14 protein-coding genes, 14 tRNA genes, 2 rRNA genes and 1 pseudogene are annotated in these 15572 nt (G+C 39.3%); 24 read left to right on the top strand and 7 right to left on the bottom strand.

Annotated elements, in window-relative coordinates; all coding sequences use genetic code 11:
- The 16 genes from J2Y67_RS06970 to J2Y67_RS06895 all read left to right on the top strand — a co-directional run.
- Positions 1-689 (top strand): 23S ribosomal RNA (locus tag J2Y67_RS06970); the annotation flags it as partial.
- 79 nt (positions 690-768) lie between these two features.
- Positions 769-885, top strand: a 5S ribosomal RNA gene (rrf, locus tag J2Y67_RS06965).
- 46 nt (positions 886-931) lie between these two features.
- Positions 932-1006 (top strand) — tRNA-Glu (locus J2Y67_RS06960).
- 39 nt (positions 1007-1045) lie between these two features.
- A tRNA-Val gene (locus tag J2Y67_RS06955) sits at positions 1046-1121 on the top strand.
- A 38-nt stretch (positions 1122-1159) separates the two neighbouring features.
- A tRNA-Thr gene (locus J2Y67_RS06950) sits at positions 1160-1232 on the top strand.
- Between the two features lie 10 nt (positions 1233-1242).
- Positions 1243-1318, top strand: a tRNA-Lys gene (locus J2Y67_RS06945).
- A gap of 14 nt (positions 1319-1332) precedes the next feature.
- A tRNA-Arg gene (locus J2Y67_RS06940) sits at positions 1333-1409 on the top strand.
- 8 nt (positions 1410-1417) lie between these two features.
- A tRNA-Pro gene (locus tag J2Y67_RS06935) sits at positions 1418-1494 on the top strand.
- Between the two features lie 38 nt (positions 1495-1532).
- A tRNA-Ser gene (locus J2Y67_RS06930) sits at positions 1533-1625 on the top strand.
- Between the two features lie 30 nt (positions 1626-1655).
- Positions 1656-1729, top strand: a tRNA-Met gene (locus J2Y67_RS06925).
- A gap of 3 nt (positions 1730-1732) precedes the next feature.
- Positions 1733-1809: transfer RNA gene (locus tag J2Y67_RS06920), tRNA-Asp, on the top strand.
- A gap of 26 nt (positions 1810-1835) precedes the next feature.
- Positions 1836-1911: transfer RNA gene (locus J2Y67_RS06915), tRNA-Phe, on the top strand.
- 30 nt (positions 1912-1941) lie between these two features.
- Positions 1942-2026: transfer RNA gene (locus tag J2Y67_RS06910), tRNA-Tyr, on the top strand.
- Between the two features lie 6 nt (positions 2027-2032).
- Positions 2033-2109: transfer RNA gene (locus tag J2Y67_RS06905), tRNA-Ile, on the top strand.
- A gap of 45 nt (positions 2110-2154) precedes the next feature.
- Positions 2155-2229 (top strand) — tRNA-Asn (locus J2Y67_RS06900).
- An 84-nt stretch (positions 2230-2313) separates the two neighbouring features.
- Positions 2314-2387, top strand: a tRNA-Arg gene (locus J2Y67_RS06895).
- A gap of 1336 nt (positions 2388-3723) precedes the next feature.
- Here J2Y67_RS06895 and J2Y67_RS06890 read toward each other — a convergent pair.
- Positions 3724-4683 carry a S8 family peptidase gene (locus J2Y67_RS06890; RefSeq protein WP_310172117.1) on the bottom strand — a complete coding sequence of 320 codons (960 nt, stop codon included), beginning with the start codon at positions 4681-4683 and terminating at the stop codon, positions 3724-3726.
- Positions 4684-4983: 300 nt separating this feature from the next.
- A complete protein-coding gene (locus J2Y67_RS06885; protein WP_310172115.1) occupies positions 4984-5316 on the bottom strand; it encodes a hypothetical protein in 333 nt (110 codons plus the stop codon).
- Between the two features lie 300 nt (positions 5317-5616).
- Here J2Y67_RS06885 and J2Y67_RS06880 point away from each other — a divergent pair, with 300 nt between their 5' ends.
- From J2Y67_RS06880 to J2Y67_RS06870, 3 genes are all read left to right on the top strand, one after another.
- Positions 5617-6060: a VanZ family protein gene (locus J2Y67_RS06880; protein WP_310172113.1), complete on the top strand. Its 444-nt coding sequence runs from the start codon at positions 5617-5619 to the stop codon at positions 6058-6060.
- Positions 6061-6205: 145 nt separating this feature from the next.
- Positions 6206-7183, top strand: a complete 978-nt coding sequence (locus tag J2Y67_RS06875; RefSeq protein WP_310172110.1) for a DUF5776 domain-containing protein — start codon at positions 6206-6208, stop codon at positions 7181-7183.
- Positions 7184-7323: 140 nt separating this feature from the next.
- Positions 7324-7896, top strand: a complete 573-nt coding sequence (locus J2Y67_RS06870; RefSeq protein WP_310172107.1) for a transposase — start codon at positions 7324-7326, stop codon at positions 7894-7896.
- A 45-nt stretch (positions 7897-7941) separates the two neighbouring features.
- Here the strand turns inward: J2Y67_RS06870 and J2Y67_RS06865 are convergent, their stop codons facing one another.
- Positions 7942-8508, bottom strand: coding sequence for a DUF6241 domain-containing protein (locus J2Y67_RS06865; protein ID WP_310172105.1), 567 nt, complete (start codon positions 8506-8508; stop codon positions 7942-7944).
- 442 nt (positions 8509-8950) lie between these two features.
- Between J2Y67_RS06865 and J2Y67_RS06860 the strand changes: the two genes are divergently transcribed.
- The 4 genes and pseudogenes from J2Y67_RS06860 to J2Y67_RS06845 all read left to right on the top strand — a co-directional run bounded on the left by J2Y67_RS06860 (position 8951) and on the right by J2Y67_RS06845 (position 12952).
- Complete coding sequence (locus J2Y67_RS06860; RefSeq protein ID WP_310172103.1) at positions 8951-9361, top strand: hypothetical protein; 411 nt, start codon at positions 8951-8953, stop codon at positions 9359-9361.
- Positions 9362-9712: 351 nt separating this feature from the next.
- Entirely contained in the window at positions 9713-10927 is a 1215-nt protein-coding gene (locus J2Y67_RS06855; RefSeq protein WP_310172102.1) for an RNA-guided endonuclease TnpB family protein, read from the top strand.
- Between the two features lie 463 nt (positions 10928-11390).
- Positions 11391-12095: pseudogene (locus J2Y67_RS06850) on the top strand (NAD-dependent epimerase/dehydratase family protein).
- An 89-nt stretch (positions 12096-12184) separates the two neighbouring features.
- Positions 12185-12952: a TSUP family transporter gene (locus J2Y67_RS06845; RefSeq protein ID WP_310172099.1), complete on the top strand. Its 768-nt coding sequence runs from the start codon at positions 12185-12187 to the stop codon at positions 12950-12952.
- Positions 12953-13058: 106 nt separating this feature from the next.
- Here the strand turns inward: J2Y67_RS06845 and J2Y67_RS06840 are convergent, their stop codons facing one another.
- Positions 13059-13343, bottom strand: coding sequence for a hypothetical protein (locus J2Y67_RS06840; protein WP_310172097.1), 285 nt, complete (start codon positions 13341-13343; stop codon positions 13059-13061).
- A gap of 127 nt (positions 13344-13470) precedes the next feature.
- Between J2Y67_RS06840 and J2Y67_RS06835 the strand changes: the two genes are divergently transcribed.
- Positions 13471-13806 carry a PilZ domain-containing protein gene (locus tag J2Y67_RS06835; RefSeq protein ID WP_310172095.1) on the top strand — a complete coding sequence of 112 codons (336 nt, stop codon included), beginning with the start codon at positions 13471-13473 and terminating at the stop codon, positions 13804-13806.
- A 310-nt stretch (positions 13807-14116) separates the two neighbouring features.
- Here the strand turns inward: J2Y67_RS06835 and J2Y67_RS06830 are convergent, their stop codons facing one another.
- The 3 genes from J2Y67_RS06830 to J2Y67_RS06820 form a co-directional block, all read right to left on the bottom strand.
- The gene (locus tag J2Y67_RS06830; protein WP_310172093.1) at positions 14117-14554 is read right to left on the bottom strand and encodes a universal stress protein; all 438 of its coding nucleotides are present in this window, start codon (positions 14552-14554) and stop codon (positions 14117-14119) included.
- Positions 14555-14838: 284 nt separating this feature from the next.
- On the bottom strand, positions 14839-15162 hold the full coding sequence (locus J2Y67_RS06825; RefSeq protein ID WP_310172092.1) for a BC1872 family protein: 324 nt from the start codon (positions 15160-15162) through the stop codon (positions 14839-14841).
- A gap of 212 nt (positions 15163-15374) precedes the next feature.
- Complete coding sequence (locus tag J2Y67_RS06820; protein ID WP_310172089.1) at positions 15375-15572, bottom strand: YwbE family protein; 198 nt, start codon at positions 15570-15572, stop codon at positions 15375-15377.

Here is a 15572-nt window from a genome sequence, read left to right as displayed (position 1 = left end):
ATCGGGGTGGGAGACAGTGTCAGGTGGGCAGTTTGACTGGGGCGGTCGCCTCCTAAAGAGTAACGGAGGCGCCCAAAGGTTCCCTCAGAATGGTTGGAAATCATTCGCAGAGTGTAAAGGCATAAGGGAGCTTGACTGCGAGACCTACAAGTCGAGCAGGGACGAAAGTCGGGCTTAGTGATCCGGTGGTTCCGCATGGAAGGGCCATCGCTCAACGGATAAAAGCTACCCTGGGGATAACAGGCTTATCTCCCCCAAGAGTCCACATCGACGGGGAGGTTTGGCACCTCGATGTCGGCTCATCGCATCCTGGGGCTGTAGTCGGTCCCAAGGGTTGGGCTGTTCGCCCATTAAAGCGGTACGCGAGCTGGGTTCAGAACGTCGTGAGACAGTTCGGTCCCTATCCGTCGTGGGCGCAGGAAATTTGAGAGGAGCTGTCCTTAGTACGAGAGGACCGGGATGGACGCACCGCTGGTGTACCAGTTGTCTTGCCAAAGGCATCGCTGGGTAGCTATGTGCGGACGGGATAAGTGCTGAAAGCATCTAAGCATGAAGCCCCCCTCAAGATGAGATTTCCCATAGCGTCAAGCTAGTAAGATCCCTGAAAGATGATCAGGTTGATAGGTCAGAGGTGGAAGCGTGGTGACATGTGGAGCTGACTGATACTAATCGATCGAGGACTTAACCATAGTCTTTAGGTGAACTCGTTTTTACTAAAACTTCTTCTGTATTATCTAGTTTTGAGGGAATGATACCTCAAAAAAATAGTCTGGCAATAATGGCGAGAAGGTCACACCCGTTCCCATACCGAACACGGAAGTTAAGCTTCTCAGCGCCGATGGTAGTTGGGGGCTGTCCCCCTGTGAGAGTAGGACGTTGCCAGGCTAAGCCCTTTTATGGGGCTATTATTTTTGTTGTTTTTTTAAACAACGGCCCCTTGGTCAAGCGGTTAAGACACCGCCCTTTCACGGCGGTAACACGGGTTCGAATCCCGTAGGGGTCACCAAAATTTTTTTGTACGAGTGAAAATAACTTGCATTAAATTGGAGGATTAGCTCAGCTGGGAGAGCATCTGCCTTACAAGCAGAGGGTCGGCGGTTCGATCCCGTCATCCTCCACCATTATTTTTACACGAATGTGAAAACAATCTTCAAAGTATGCCGGTTTAGCTCAATTGGTAGAGCAACTGACTTGTAATCAGTAGGTTGGGGGTTCAAGTCCTCTAGCCGGCATCACTTTTTTGAGCCATTAGCTCAGTTGGTAGAGCATCTGACTTTTAATCAGAGGGTCGAAGGTTCGAGTCCTTCATGGCTCACCATTTAATAAAACAATGCGCCCGTAGCTCAATTGGATAGAGCGTTTGACTACGGATCAAAAGGTTATGGGTTCGACTCCTTTCGGGCGCGCCATTGTTTATCGGGAAGTAGCTCAGCTTGGTAGAGCACTTGGTTTGGGACCAAGGGGTCGCAGGTTCGAATCCTGTCTTCCCGACCAGTCAAGTTTTCCAATGGTATGAGGCTTTAATTAATCACGGAGGAATACCCAAGTCCGGCTGAAGGGATCGGTCTTGAAAACCGACAGGCGGGTTAAACCGCGCGGGGGTTCGAATCCCTCTTCCTCCTCCATAAATTTTCATCTTCAGCATTTTTTATTATCGCGGGGTGGAGCAGTCTGGTAGCTCGTCGGGCTCATAACCCGAAGGTCGCAGGTTCAAATCCTGCCTCCGCAATTTGGTCTGGTAGTTCAGTTGGTTAGAATGCCTGCCTGTCACGCAGGAGGTCGCGGGTTCGAGTCCCGTCCAGACCGCCATTTATACATATTCATCGTTGTTTTGTGGCTCAGTAGCTCAGTCGGTAGAGCAAAGGACTGAAAATCCTTGTGTCGGCGGTTCGATTCCGTCCTGAGCCACCATTAAAATTTTATGCTCTCTTTTTTTTATTTGGAGGGGTAGCGAAGTGGCTAAACGCGGCGGACTGTAAATCCGCTCCCTCAGGGTTCGGCGGTTCGAATCCGTCCCCCTCCACCATTTTAAGGGCCTATAGCTCAGCTGGTTAGAGCGCACGCCTGATAAGCGTGAGGTCGATGGTTCGAGTCCATTTAGGCCCACCAAAGTTATTTTGCAATAGCAAAGTAACTCACCATAATATTTATTGTTCCGCAGTAGCTCAGTGGTAGAGCAATCGGCTGTTAACCGATCGGTCGTAGGTTCGAGTCCTACCTGCGGAGCCATTTTATTTTTTAGGGGAATTGGCACCCCAGCTAAAAGTGAAGATTGGATAACCCGTAATAAATCTTCGAAAAACATAACTTCATGCGCCTTTAGCTCAGCTGGATAGAGCATACGCCTTCTAAGCGTACGGTCAGAGGTTCGAATCCTCTAAGGCGCGTACCTAATTCCTTTGAAAATCGCTATATATAAACCTTCTTGGGTTCCTAATGAAACGGTCAAAAGCCGAATTTGACTAAAATTAGGAGTGATCCAAGGAGGTTATTTTTTTTGCAAAAAAGAAGGATGTATTTAAAATATCGGAGGATTTTGGGATCTGTTTTCAGAGAATAAAACGGGTTTTGCATCAAATCCCATAAAACCTGACAACAACCGATTACTCTATTTATGCGAATCATTTTGCAGAGATCACGGGATTGACATACTTGGACGAAATAAAGGCAGAATCCGTTTATGATTGGCTCTCTCGAATGGATGAAAGCAACCAAACAAAATTAACTCGTTTGAAGTGCTTAAAAGCGTTCCTCTCACGTTGCTTTAATAATTCCCCCACCACTACCTACCTAGCAAGTTCACTCGCATTTTTTTCCCTAATGAAAATTTGTGCGTCGCTGCTAGTTTCTCAGATGAAATTGATTATTGTTTTATACGTCATCGTCCACTTCGATGCAGAAGATAGGTGAAAAATGTTTCAAACAAATGAACATCTTAAATATGAACAAAAAAGTTATTCATTTTAGGAAACGAGTAGGTTCCTTTTTGAAAGGATCAGTGATAAGTCACATGCTTGATAAAAGAAAATTGTTGTCATTATGTATTTTAATCGTTCCCTGGTTAACAGTTCCTCTTATAGGGAAGAAATCATTTGTACGTTTCCTACCTGCTACCACTTTTGTTAATTACATTATAAGTCTATTTAGTGTTGTTGCAGACAGAAAAAAACTTTGGAAAGTTAAAAATCCGATATTTAAGTATTCTGCTGTAGATTATTCATATTTATTAGGTTTATTTTTCATAACTTTGGGTGTTTAAATTAACATATGGTAACTTCATAAAGTATTTAACATTAAATATTGTACTCGATTTTCTACTTTCATTCCCTATCGTTAAATTTTTCACTAAAGCAAGAGTATTCGAATTTAAGAAAATGAGACCAATCCATTTTTTTAACATTAGTGTTTTCTTAGCAATCATTATTTATTGGTATCAATACTTTGTTGAAAAAGTAATAATAAATCAAAAAGAAAATCAATTATTGTAAATTTTTTGCTAACTAGTGCTTTGCTTCAATTTTATAAGCCGTTAACAATAGATACAACGAATTAAAGTAAGAGTGTCGCTCAGAACGATTCTGAGCGATTTATCTTTTTTTTTATAGGGAAATGATCAAAAAACGCTTGGACAATCGTTCGAGCGTTTTTTTTTACAAGATGTAGATTTTTGTAAACTTAGTAAAACCCCTCTGAAAAAGAAGAATCAGAGGGGTTGCGTATTTTTTATATCAAAACATTGGTATCCTGCTGTTCATAAACTTTTTTAATAAAATCTAACAGCGTTAAAAAGATTAGCCCGTTTCCTTCTACTTTCGGGGAATTTCCTAATGGAACCGTTCTTTTTATCAATTGAGAATACAACTCTGGCTCGGTCAGCTCTCTTTCAAACTGTTTAGAAGAAAGATCTTTTAATAAGGCGAGTGTCCCTGAAACATGTGGTGTAGCCATTGAAGTGCCACTCAGGGTTGCATAGGACCCATTTAGATAAGTAGAAGTAATTTTTTCACCTGGTGCTACAAGGTCCACTTCATTGTTGGAATTCGTAAAATAAGAGGAATGCCGGTCCAGGTCAACCGCCCCTACACTAATCACTTCGTTATAGCTGCCAGGGAAGTCAAACTCATCGGTTGAGGAATCTCCATCCCCTTCGTTACCTGCAGCACACACAACAAGAATTTGATGGTTCACTACTGCTTCCTTAATCGCATCATGCAATTCTTTTACATCTGTAGGTCCGCCTAATGACATCGAAATAATATCGACTTTTTGTTCGATTGCATAATAGATGGCGTTAATAATCCAGTCATATTGTCCAGAACCATCTTTTCCTAAAACCTTTAAGATTAAGAGATTTGCTTCCGGGGCAACCCCTACTACACCAGCGTTGTTTCGAGTGGCTGCAATGGTACCTGCGACATGTGTGCCGTGACCGTTGTAATCTTCGAATATAGCAGGATTTCCACCGTCATCTTGTGTAAAATTTCGTCCGCCGATGATTCGGTTTTGCAGGTCCGGATGATCGGTATCACAGCCGGTATCGAGTATCGCTACGGTTATGTTTTTTCCAGTTGATTGCTCCCACATTTCGGGGGCTCGAATTAATTCAACACCTTTTGGAATCTCGTTCACGTTTTCTAACTGCTCAATCATTTTGTAGGGAATCAGATAGACAGAATCTTTCATAAAAATCCCTCCTATTTTTTAATTGAAGTCAGAACGTGGTGTTAGAGAAATCATATCATTTTGATAGAGAGATAAATAGGTTAAATAGAATTATTTTCCATATAGGCTGGATATCCTATTATTTTATGATCAGAAAAAGGTAATACCATTTTACTGGGTTAGATGGGGATTTTTTTTCATAGACAATTTAATTGGGGCATTAGAGAGGCCTGATTTGTGATGAGCGATTTTTTGAGTTTTACAATAAACGGAGTCCATTTTCAAAAAGGACTCCGTTTGTGATGGTTTTGGAGGCATTATTTATGGTTTATAGAGATGTATTGTGTTCCGATTGCGAGAATGTTTTGCCCAATATTCGTTGAATGCATCCAATACTTCCTTGGCAAATGAGTTTCCTTTTCCATCCTGTCTGATCACCCCATAATTCAGTCTGCTTGGATGCAATTGATCACGGACCTGTACACCATTTTCCGAGTCCAACTCAATAAAGAATTCCACTTCTATTCCTTCCCTATTTTTAATAAATGCGAGATGATTTCCGAATTCTTCTATAAGAACCTTGGTCACCCACCCCTTTTGCTCACTTTCTTTTAAAAATTCCTGATATATTTTGATAAAAGAATTTAAATCCATTTCGCTTACACATCCTTTACAAAGTGTTAACCAACATAAGGAGGCAATTGGAATGAAGGCGGGGAAGATTCTAGCTGAATTTAATTGTATATATGTAGACTATATGCAAGAGCATAAACGGAAAGAATAGAATTTGGGGGTCTGACCCCCACTCCGCTAAAGTTTAAAGCGGTGAAGTGTGAAATAAAAATGGTGAGACGTATTGATATGAATCAGAATCGGGTGCCTTTTCTGTTTTTTGTATAATTGATAAAATAAAGTGTTATTGGAGAGAAGGCAATTAATCAGGGGTGAAGCAAAATGAAGGACAATAAAAAATGGTGGCTGGTTGGTGCACTGATCTGGATGTTGATTATCTTTTTGGTGACACAGCTTCCTTATTTCACTGGAGAGCGTACCGCATCGGCGTTAAACGAAGTGGTTACAAAAGAGCACAATACGACCGGCACCGGTCAAGGAATGATAGACATGCTGAATTTTCTCATGAGAAAAGCAAGTCATCTTTCTGGGTTTGGAATCCTTGCTTTTCTGTTTTTTAAGGTCATGAGCAACTATCGATTCCCCTATTTCTTTGCGTGGCTTGCTGCTTTCTTATATGCCATGACAGATGAATGGCACCAATCCTTTATGCCGGGTAGAATGGCTTCGTTTAAGGATGTATTAATTGATGGGAGCGGGGCGCTGATTGTTTTATTTTTTATATTTTTAATAAGAAGGCGGAGAAGAGAGGCTGGATCATTATGATTCTATGGTCGAGGATTATTAGTGGAGCATTCTTTTAGGTTTGACCCATATTCTTAAGCATTGTAAGAGTTTAAATCGTATGATAAGATTAATTTTGAATTTTCTAATAACTGCTAGAAAACTATATTTGTGGGGAGGTAGGTGAATGAAAATTAAATGGTTTAATAGTTTAGTAGTAACAGCTGCCCTCTTAGGATTTGGTATGACAGTATCTGAAACCAATGCGCATGCGGAAGAAGTATCGTTTTACACAAGCAATCCTGTCATTATAAAAGTAAAAATTCCAACTTATACATATAAGGACATTGAATTAACCCAAAAGATTGCCTTACAAAAGAAGGATACCTATTTACATGTAAAACGTTTGGTAAAAACAGATAAAGGCAAACCACGTTTACTGTTAACCAACGGAAAATATGTAACGGCCAATAAACTAAAGGTCTTAAAAACAAGAGGGTATCAAAATCCAAAGCGTTATTACCAGGTCCAATACAAACAAATTAAGCCGACAGGGAAAGTGGGCTATAATTTAGCACGCGGCTTTGAAGGTGTTAAAACGTGGAAAGTCATGCGTAAACTAGGGATTATCGGAACACATGGATATGCAAAGTATAACAATGCGACGTGGTTTGCGGTTCGAAGCTTTCAGGTGAATCATAAATTGGCGGTCACCGGGAATATGGATGTGAAAACCTGGAAGAGTTTAGGGTTTAGTGAAAGCTCTTGGTATAGCATCGACAGCTATATAGCACCACTAAAGGCATATGCTTGGGACGGTCGTACTGCTCATATTGAGGCAATGATTAAGCAGGCTTATCAATATATGGGAAATCCTTATATTGTGGGAGCGTCTTCGTCTCCAACGTATGGTCTTGACTGCAGTGGATTAGTGACGCAGGCATTGTATGCTGCTGGGATTAATCCGGTACCGGTATCGAGTATTCAACATGCGCATCCGGGTAACGAATGGAACAGCCGTAAATTGTTTGCCTCGAAAAAATTTAAACATGTGCCCTATAGCCAGCGCCAACGCGGCGATTTAATCTTCTACTATCAACCAGGTACCCATACCATCTGGCACGTAGCTATTTATCTAGGAAACAACAAAGTAATCGAATCCTGACCCCCACTCTACTAAAGTTTAAAGGGCTAAAGTGTAACAATTACACTTTAAATATTTTATCGAAATAAGAAGGAATCTGGCGGTTGTTGTTGTATAATGGATTTGGAATATTTTAAATTTGAAGAGAGGTGTCATGCAAGGTGTCTAGACCTCCCCGTATTTGGTTTCCTGGTGCTGCGTATCATATTACCAATCGTGGTAATCGAAGATCTACGGTTTTTTATGATGATCAAGATTATCTAGTTTATTTAAAATTATTGGAAGAGGTTCGCTGTTTATATCCTTTTCATCTCCATGCTTATTGCCTCATGACCAATCATCTCCATCTCCTTATTGAAACAATCCAACATCATCCCAAAGATATCATGCAAAAGCTTAATTCCCGTTATGCAATGTATTTTAACAAACGTTACCAGCTTGAGGGACATGTTTTTCAAGGCCGTTATGGAGCAAAACTTGTTGATACAATGGCTTATTTATTGGATGCTAGTAGGTATATCCATTTAAATCCTCTCGAAGCCAGCATGGTACTATCCCCTGAAGCCTATCCTTGGAGCAGTTATTCCGCTTATGTCACAAATTCTCGTAATCTTCATATCAAAACGGAAACAATACTATCGTTTTTCCCGGAGCCGCAAAAAGATTATTACCGTAAATTTGTTGAAGGAGCAACGAATTTATTGGGGTCTGACCCCCACTCCGCTAAAGTTTAAAGCGGTAAAGCGAGAAAATTTGCATTTTGTCGGGGAAGGGGGTCATCATGGTTTTGCATTTACTTCTTTTGCTACTTCATCGCCAAAGTTGTTAAGAATGAAGGTTTCTTCTTCTGTTTTGGTCATTTTTCCATATGCCTTCCCGATGGTGCCGCCTTGGTGCTGCCAGAAATAGTTATGATCTTCAGCTATTTCTTCAAAATCACCCTTTTTCCATTTCTTAAGAATGCCTAGTAAATCGTCCTTTAGCTCGAAATGACTGTTTTTCACAATGTTGTAAACTTGATTAATGGTATCTGGAATCATTGGAATTGCGCCCCATTTTTCTGCCGCCTTTACTTTTTGGTGCGTCATCTTGTGCATGACTTCTATCACAGCCTTTTGGGAGCTGTTTTTATCAATACCGATATCGTATTGGACTCCGCCAATATAACCGGTCTGTTCTTCTTTCTCTTTCGCTGCTGCATCTTTTCCCACAACAGCATTCGCTTCCAATTTATTTTGCTTCTTCTCATATTCTGAGGAATTGTCCTTAAATTGATAAAAGGCAAGCCCCCCAATGAAAAGAAAAGCCAATATAAGAGTAGTGGTTAAATTTAAACCTCTTTTCACTATTAATACCTCCTAAAAAAATAATTGGATAATTCTAACTTAACAGAAAATTATAAGGTGTACTAGCTATATGTTTATAGAAAAATGGTAGAGTTGCCTAAGTCGAAATTCCGACATATCACCCTTCGACAATTTTTTTACAGCCTTGGAGGGGAAATGTCCCATTTTAAAAGTGGTTACTTTGTTTTTAATCAATCGTTTGATTGGAAGCCGGAATTGGGGGAGCTGGTCGAAGTTTGTTGAATGATAAAATATTTTTGCGACGATGGGAAATTCGTAAAGATAACAAAGGCTTTTTTATCGACAAGAACTTCCCCGGAAACTAGACGGAGTTCATTTTTCAAAAGGGATTGTTGGGGTTTTAATCAAACGTTTGATTGAATGGATTATGCGAGAAATGTGTCGAACGAGGTCCATAGAGTGTTTCATTCCTGCTCATATTGTGTGTGCAAATCTTTTATACAAATTCTTTGCTTCAAGCAAATTTTATTTATGGAGGTTTGATTCCCAAGATTTTTTCTTTAAAGGTCATACGGGGATTTTTTTATGGCATGTTTTCATCGTAAATACATTTGCAACCTTTCTTTACTTATCTAATTTTCCTGAGGGAACATTGCGGAAAAAAGTATTCTACATTATGAAATGGGTTACCATTTTTTTTGCAGGAGAAGTAGTGCTTTATCAGTTTCAGCATGTTCGCTATGAGCATGGCTGGAATTTAGGCTGGTCCATTCTGTTTGATTTCACCATGTTCATTATGCTGAGATTACATTTTAAAAAGCCAATAGGAGCAATTATTCTATCCATATTTTTTACCTTATTCTATTTGTATGTGTTTGGATATTTTAAGTAAATGCAGGCACCTTTTCTATATTTTTAAAAGCTTTACTTCAGCTGATCAAAGGAACACCTCCGGCCATTGGTGTGTTTGAGAAAAATCCACTAGAGGGGAGTTTATTCCCTTTCATCTCCCAAACTCTTATTCTAACTGTCCATAACGTAGTCCAGTTAAAGAAGAAACGTCCCCAGGTTTCTATGCCTTCTCCATATCTTTTTGGTCCACATTCAGTTTGATGATTTATGCCCGCACACTCGTGACTTCAGTCGTGACTTAGGGCATATTTTTTTTGAAAATAAAAGTGTTTTACAGGACAAGTGTTCTGGTTTTTTGGTAAAATATTCTTAGCAAATGGAGGTGAGTCAAATGGCAAAAAGAAAAACAACCAAAGAAAAGAATGAAGAATTAGCTAAAGATGGTTTAAAACTACGTCATTATGGTCTCAAACTCCGAATGGAACCAAACAAAAAACAAAAGGAACAAATCCATCAAACAGCAGGATGTTCTCGCTTTGCCTTCAACTTCTATTTAGGCGAACGAAAAGAAGTGTATCGACTAACTAATGAAACATTAAGTGTGGGTGATTTTAAAAAATCATTTAATGTTCTAAAAGAACATCCTATGTTCAATTGGCTAAAAAAAGCTGACAAATTCGCCTTAGAAACAGCGATGGAATCTGTAGAAGATGCCTTTCAACGCTTTTTTAAAGGTCAAAATGGATTCCCAAAATTCAAATCCAAACATAAATCTGAAAAAGGTTATACGACCAAAGAAACCAATGGAAATATTAAATTAGATATTCAAAACCAAATGGTTCAACTACCTAAGTTAGGGAAAGTAAAAATTCGTCTTTCAAAGAAACATTGTAAGATGTTTCAAGAAAATGGTTTAAAAGGAAAAATTAAAACAGCTACAATTAAATACCATAGTAGTGGTCAATATTACGTCTCCTTAAAAATTGAAGAAATAATCGATTTACCTGAAACAGTAGATTTTTCTACTGTTTCAGAAGATAAAATTATCGGATTAGATTTAGGATTAAACCACTTTTACATTGACTCCAATGGCAAAAAGGTAGATAATCCAAAGTTTTTAAAAACAAAACTAAAGAAATTAGCGAAACTACAACGTCAATTGAAAAACAAGAAAATTGGTAGTTCCAATTATAAAAAACTACAACAAAAAATAAGTAAATTGCATCTTCATATTGCCAATATGCGTAAAGACTTTTTACATAAAGAATCTCGTAAACTAGTGAACGAAAACCAAGTCATTGTTTTAGAAGATTTAAATGTAAAAGGTATGATTAAAAACAAAAAGTTAGCTTGCAGTATTGCGGATGTTAGTTGGTCCATGTTTAAAACGTTTGTTTCCTACAAAGCTGATTGGGCAAATAAAAAAGTCATTCCTGTGGACCGTTTCTTTGCTTCTTCTAAGCAATGTAATGGTTGTCATGAGAAGAACACGATGTTATCTCTTTCTGATAGAGATTGGGTGTGTCCAAATTGCGGAACGAAACATGACAGAGATGTGAATGCAGCTAAGAATATTAAAGAGGAAGGTATTCGTATTTTAAACTAACTATATGCTAGTTCTGAAGTAGCCTAATTTTTAATTAACATATGTATTTTTCCCCCACCGTAGGAACTACGGGTTGTGCCTGTCAGCATCTCAAGATGCTGTTTGTCGAGCTTTTGGGCAATGGAGGGAGTGTAAGACGCTACATAGTGTGGTGCAGTTCCCAATGAAGCAGGAATCTCGTGACTTCAGTCATGAGAGGTTCAACATTTACATACACTGTCACTTTACCAATTTTATTAATCATTTCGGAAATCCCCTCTTCATCTCGAGGTAAATTTAGTTTATCAACCCAAAATAGCAAAAGCAATTTTGGGGTCAGAATTTTATTTTATTAAAAAATAAGCAGTTTGGTGCCGTAAATTCATATGACTAGAAAAGGAAAATTGGATTGGCCCATCGATAAACTGTTATAATGGAGCAAGGATTTTTTTCAAATGAATTTTAGGATAAGGAAATAATCAGCATGATTCTTGTTGTTGGCGGGGCTGGGTATATTGGCAGTCATCTTGTGAAGGAATTGGTGGAAACGGAAGATGTGCTTGTGCTGGATAACTTGTAGACGGGGCATCGGGAGGCAGTGGACCAAAGGGCGATTTTTGTAAAGGGTGAAGAAGATCTGAACATGATTTTTTCAAGCTAAATTCTTGCTGATTTTAGAAATGCTTACGGTTTGAATTATGTGGTGCTTAGTTACTTTAACGCGGCAGGGGCGCATGAGTTGGGAGAAATCGGTGAAAGCCATAACCCGGAAACCCACTCAATCCCGATTGTTCTCCAACAATTATTGGGAACTCGGGAGAAGGTCGCGGTGTTTGGGTCCGATTATGATACCCATGACGGCACTTGTATCCGCGATTATATCCATGTGACCGATTTGGCAAATGCACATATCCGTGCGCTTGAAGCTTTATTAACAGGGAAGAAATCAGCAGAGGTCTATAATCTTGGCAACGGGCTTGGTTATTCGGTAAAAGAAGTGATTGAAACCTGTGAAAAAGTTACCGGTTTGAAGGCGAATTTGGAAATGGCGGACCGCCGTGCAGGAGACCCGGCCAGACTTGTAGCATCATCTGGAAAAATCTATTCCGAACTAGGGTGGAAAGCGGAAGGGAACTTAGAGCAAATCATTGCCACGGCATGGGAGTGGCATCAGAAGCAAAGGTATTGATTTTTTGGTTCGACAAAATTTGGGCGGGGACAGTGCATCGCCTCAAACTTTGTCGAATGCTAGTAGTTGTGATTTGAAAGGTTGATTAGATGTTTTTTCATTTTGATCCGTCTTTGTTGGTTATTTTGATTGTCTTTGGTTTTTTAGCGGCTTTCATTGATTCGGTTGTTGGCGGGGGCGGGCTGATTGCGTTGCCTGCGTTGTTGTTTACGGGTCTGACGCCGGCGGCGGCGGTTGCGACGAATAAATTGGCAGGGACAATCGGCTCTTTGACGAGTACGATTATGTTTTATCGTTCCGGCAAGCTTGATTTAAAGTCTGTGTATAAGCTATTTCCGCTCACGTTTATCGGCTCGATGATCGGCGCTTGGACGGTCCATTTAATGAATCCGGAATTGTTGAAGCCGTTGATGCTGGTCATGCTCGCGGCTGTTGCGATTTATACCATTTTCAAAAAAGATTGGGGTAGTATTTCCAGCGTTAAAAAATTATCCTTCCAGCACATGGCCCTTTTTATCTTTGCCATTTTTACGATTGGTTTTTATGATGGATTTCTCGGTCCCGGGACAGGTTCCTTTCTAATGTTCGCGTTTTTGATGATTGGTTTTGATTTTTTGAAGGCTGCGGGGAATGCGAAGTTTTTGAACTTTGGCAGTAATATTGCAGCCCTGATCATGTTCATGTATTTGGGGCAAGTCCATTACGCTTATGGGATTCCAATGGGGATTGCTCAAATAGCGGGCTCGATTGTCGGCTCGCGGTTTGCGATTAAACGGGGAAGCGGCTACGTCCGCGCCCTGTTCATTACCGTCACTTTTTTATTGCTAGCGAAGAATACCTATGATTATTTCCATTAATTAGAATGCAAAGAAGGACCTTTTGACAAGGTCCTTTCCTATTACGCATAAGTGCAACTACGCCTCTGTCTTCGCCCTTAGGGGCTCGCCAATCGGCGAGTTTTCTTTATCTACTACTCAAATAATGGTCATACATTTCCAGGCATTCGAGTAGTTCTGTTTTATAGACCGTTAAGGCTTTTTTTACGGTATCGGTATGGTTTTTCTGAAGCTCCCGGTTACATTCCTCTAAATCTAGTGTTTTCATAACCGTAAGTTCATGATAAATACTGGTTAAATCTCTACTCATTTCTCCATTCCCTACTTTTATTTGTATTTGGCTTCTGCTATCAGCATCGCCAAAACCTCCATTTTCTAAACTGATACGGGGAAAATAAATACAATCGGACAAAAGTGGGTACTTCCTATTTTTTTTCTATTTTTTAAGACAATGATAGATTATAATATAGAAAAATAACCCAGAGAAAAAGGCTTAGGATCAAAGATGTTTATCATTTTTTGCGGCTTCGGGAGAATCCATGAATAAGGGAATTAATCGCAGACAATTTAATAGAGTCGAATTTAAGAAGCCAATACAGGCATCGATTGAACTTATTACCATGTCATTTAATACTGATTTTAAAACATCTGGGGAAAAGGACATCTATGTCATCGATATGAGTGCCAGCGGGTTAAAATTTGCTAGCAAATTTGAATTTACCGTTAATTTTTTAAGCATGTATCGAATAAAGCTGAAATTAAGCAATAAAGATCTTGTTCTGTACGGGAAAATTATTAGAAAAAGGAATCTTGTAAATCAATTTTTTGTATATGGTATTAATTTTAATTTTAGTTATTCTGAAGAAAAAGAATGAGGATGAAGTCATTTTAGCTATTCTGTATTCCAATATTTGACAATAATTTGGGGTAAACATTCAAAAATAAACAGGAGAAGTTCCAATCAAGCACTCCTCCTTAATCCTTCACGATCAAGATTTATAGCTTTTAATCGAACATTAAACGATTTGCCCATTTAAATGCTTCTTGATAGAAACGAATAGCCTGATTATTATCCATTTGTAATTATCATGGGGCAATTATATGCAATCACCCTACGCTGTCGAAAGCATAGGGTGGATTGTGTTTATAAGCGGAAAAAACTTGGTTAATGATAGTAATTGGATGTTATTTAACGATAAATACCGGGCATGGAGATTTTTGTACTACGTAATGGCTGACGCTTCCAAGGAATAATTCTTTTAATCCACCCAATCCACGGCTTCCCATCACAACAAGATCAGCGTTTTCTTCCACAATGAAATCCACAATTGACATGGCAGGGCTTCCTTCAATGATAAAGGTTCTTGCCTTGTTTGGGAGGCCTGATAGCTTTTCTTTTACCTCATTGAGCATTTCTTTGGCTTCAGCCAGCTGCGCTTGACGCACGGGATCACTGTCAAAAGTAACGTAGTTATAGACCGCCGTTTGAGTATTTATAACGGTAATAACATTCAATTCCACTCTTTCGTCTTGTTTGGCCAGAGTAATCGCTGTTTCCAACGCCTGTTTACTTAATTCAGATTGATCATACGGAACCACAATTCTTGAGCAAATCGTTAACATCTCCATCATCCTCCTAGAAAATAATCTTTTTCTCTTCCTTGCCTTCATTGTATCAGCATATATGAATCTATAACCCACTAAGATTTGACAATATTAAGGCGATGTAAAAGTGGTTTTGGGACCATTTTGGTGCCTTATCACAACTAAGGATTTTCCATATTCGACAGGTGTCGGAAGGACAGGATTTTCATAAATAAAAAAAAGTGTCCTTCATTAGACAATGAAGGACACCATTACTCAAGGGAGCCGGAAAATCTTCCTCCCTCACAAGGTGAAATGTGTTTTTAGCATAATTTCTGCCATACTCTTGAACTGCTGACGATTGAGTTGTTTTCAATAATGGCGTAGGCTGCATTCGTAATTGCCTGTGCCAACGTTACGCCGGTCCCACGCACATCATTAAAGCAAGCCTCTGAATTTTCATTTGTCGTAAAGGTATACCCGAACTGTTCTAATCTTTCCACGATGCGCATCGCATGATCAAGGTTATGCTCCGGTTGAAATTCGGAATCATGGATGAAAGTACGGTTTTCATAATCATACCAACGATCCCATCGATTTAATTTCCAACCTAGAATTCTACGTGCAATAGAGTCTGTTTTGTTCATCTTTAAAACCCCTTTTATAAGTATTTTTTAAATAGTTGTATTATATAACAGTTTTAATTGATTGATAATATTATATAACACGAAGATAAAAAACGACCACCATTTTTGGTGAAAATTTCATATTTTCATTCGACAAAATTCGAGCGGTGCCTGTTAGCACCCAAATTTTTTAAAAAATAAAAAAGCATTCAAGGTGCAGACCCTGAATGCTTTTATTGATTGTGAATGACTTGGACGCGTCCAACTTTTCCGTCTGTCAGCCTTACTTTGATTCCGTGAGGATGGGTGGCTGATTTGGTGAGGATATCTTTTACGATGCCTCTAGTTCGTTTTCCTGTTCTTTGATCTGCTTTTAAAACGATATCAACCGTCAATCCCGGTAATACGTCTTTCCGATTTTGTCCGTTCAT

This window comes from Neobacillus niacini, assembly GCF_031456445.1.
Classification (GTDB): Bacteria; Bacillota; Bacilli; order Bacillales; family Cytobacillaceae; genus Neobacillus; species Neobacillus niacini_I.
The sequence above is the reverse complement of the archived record's forward strand: the minus strand, read 5'-3'. Positions and strand labels throughout refer to the sequence as shown.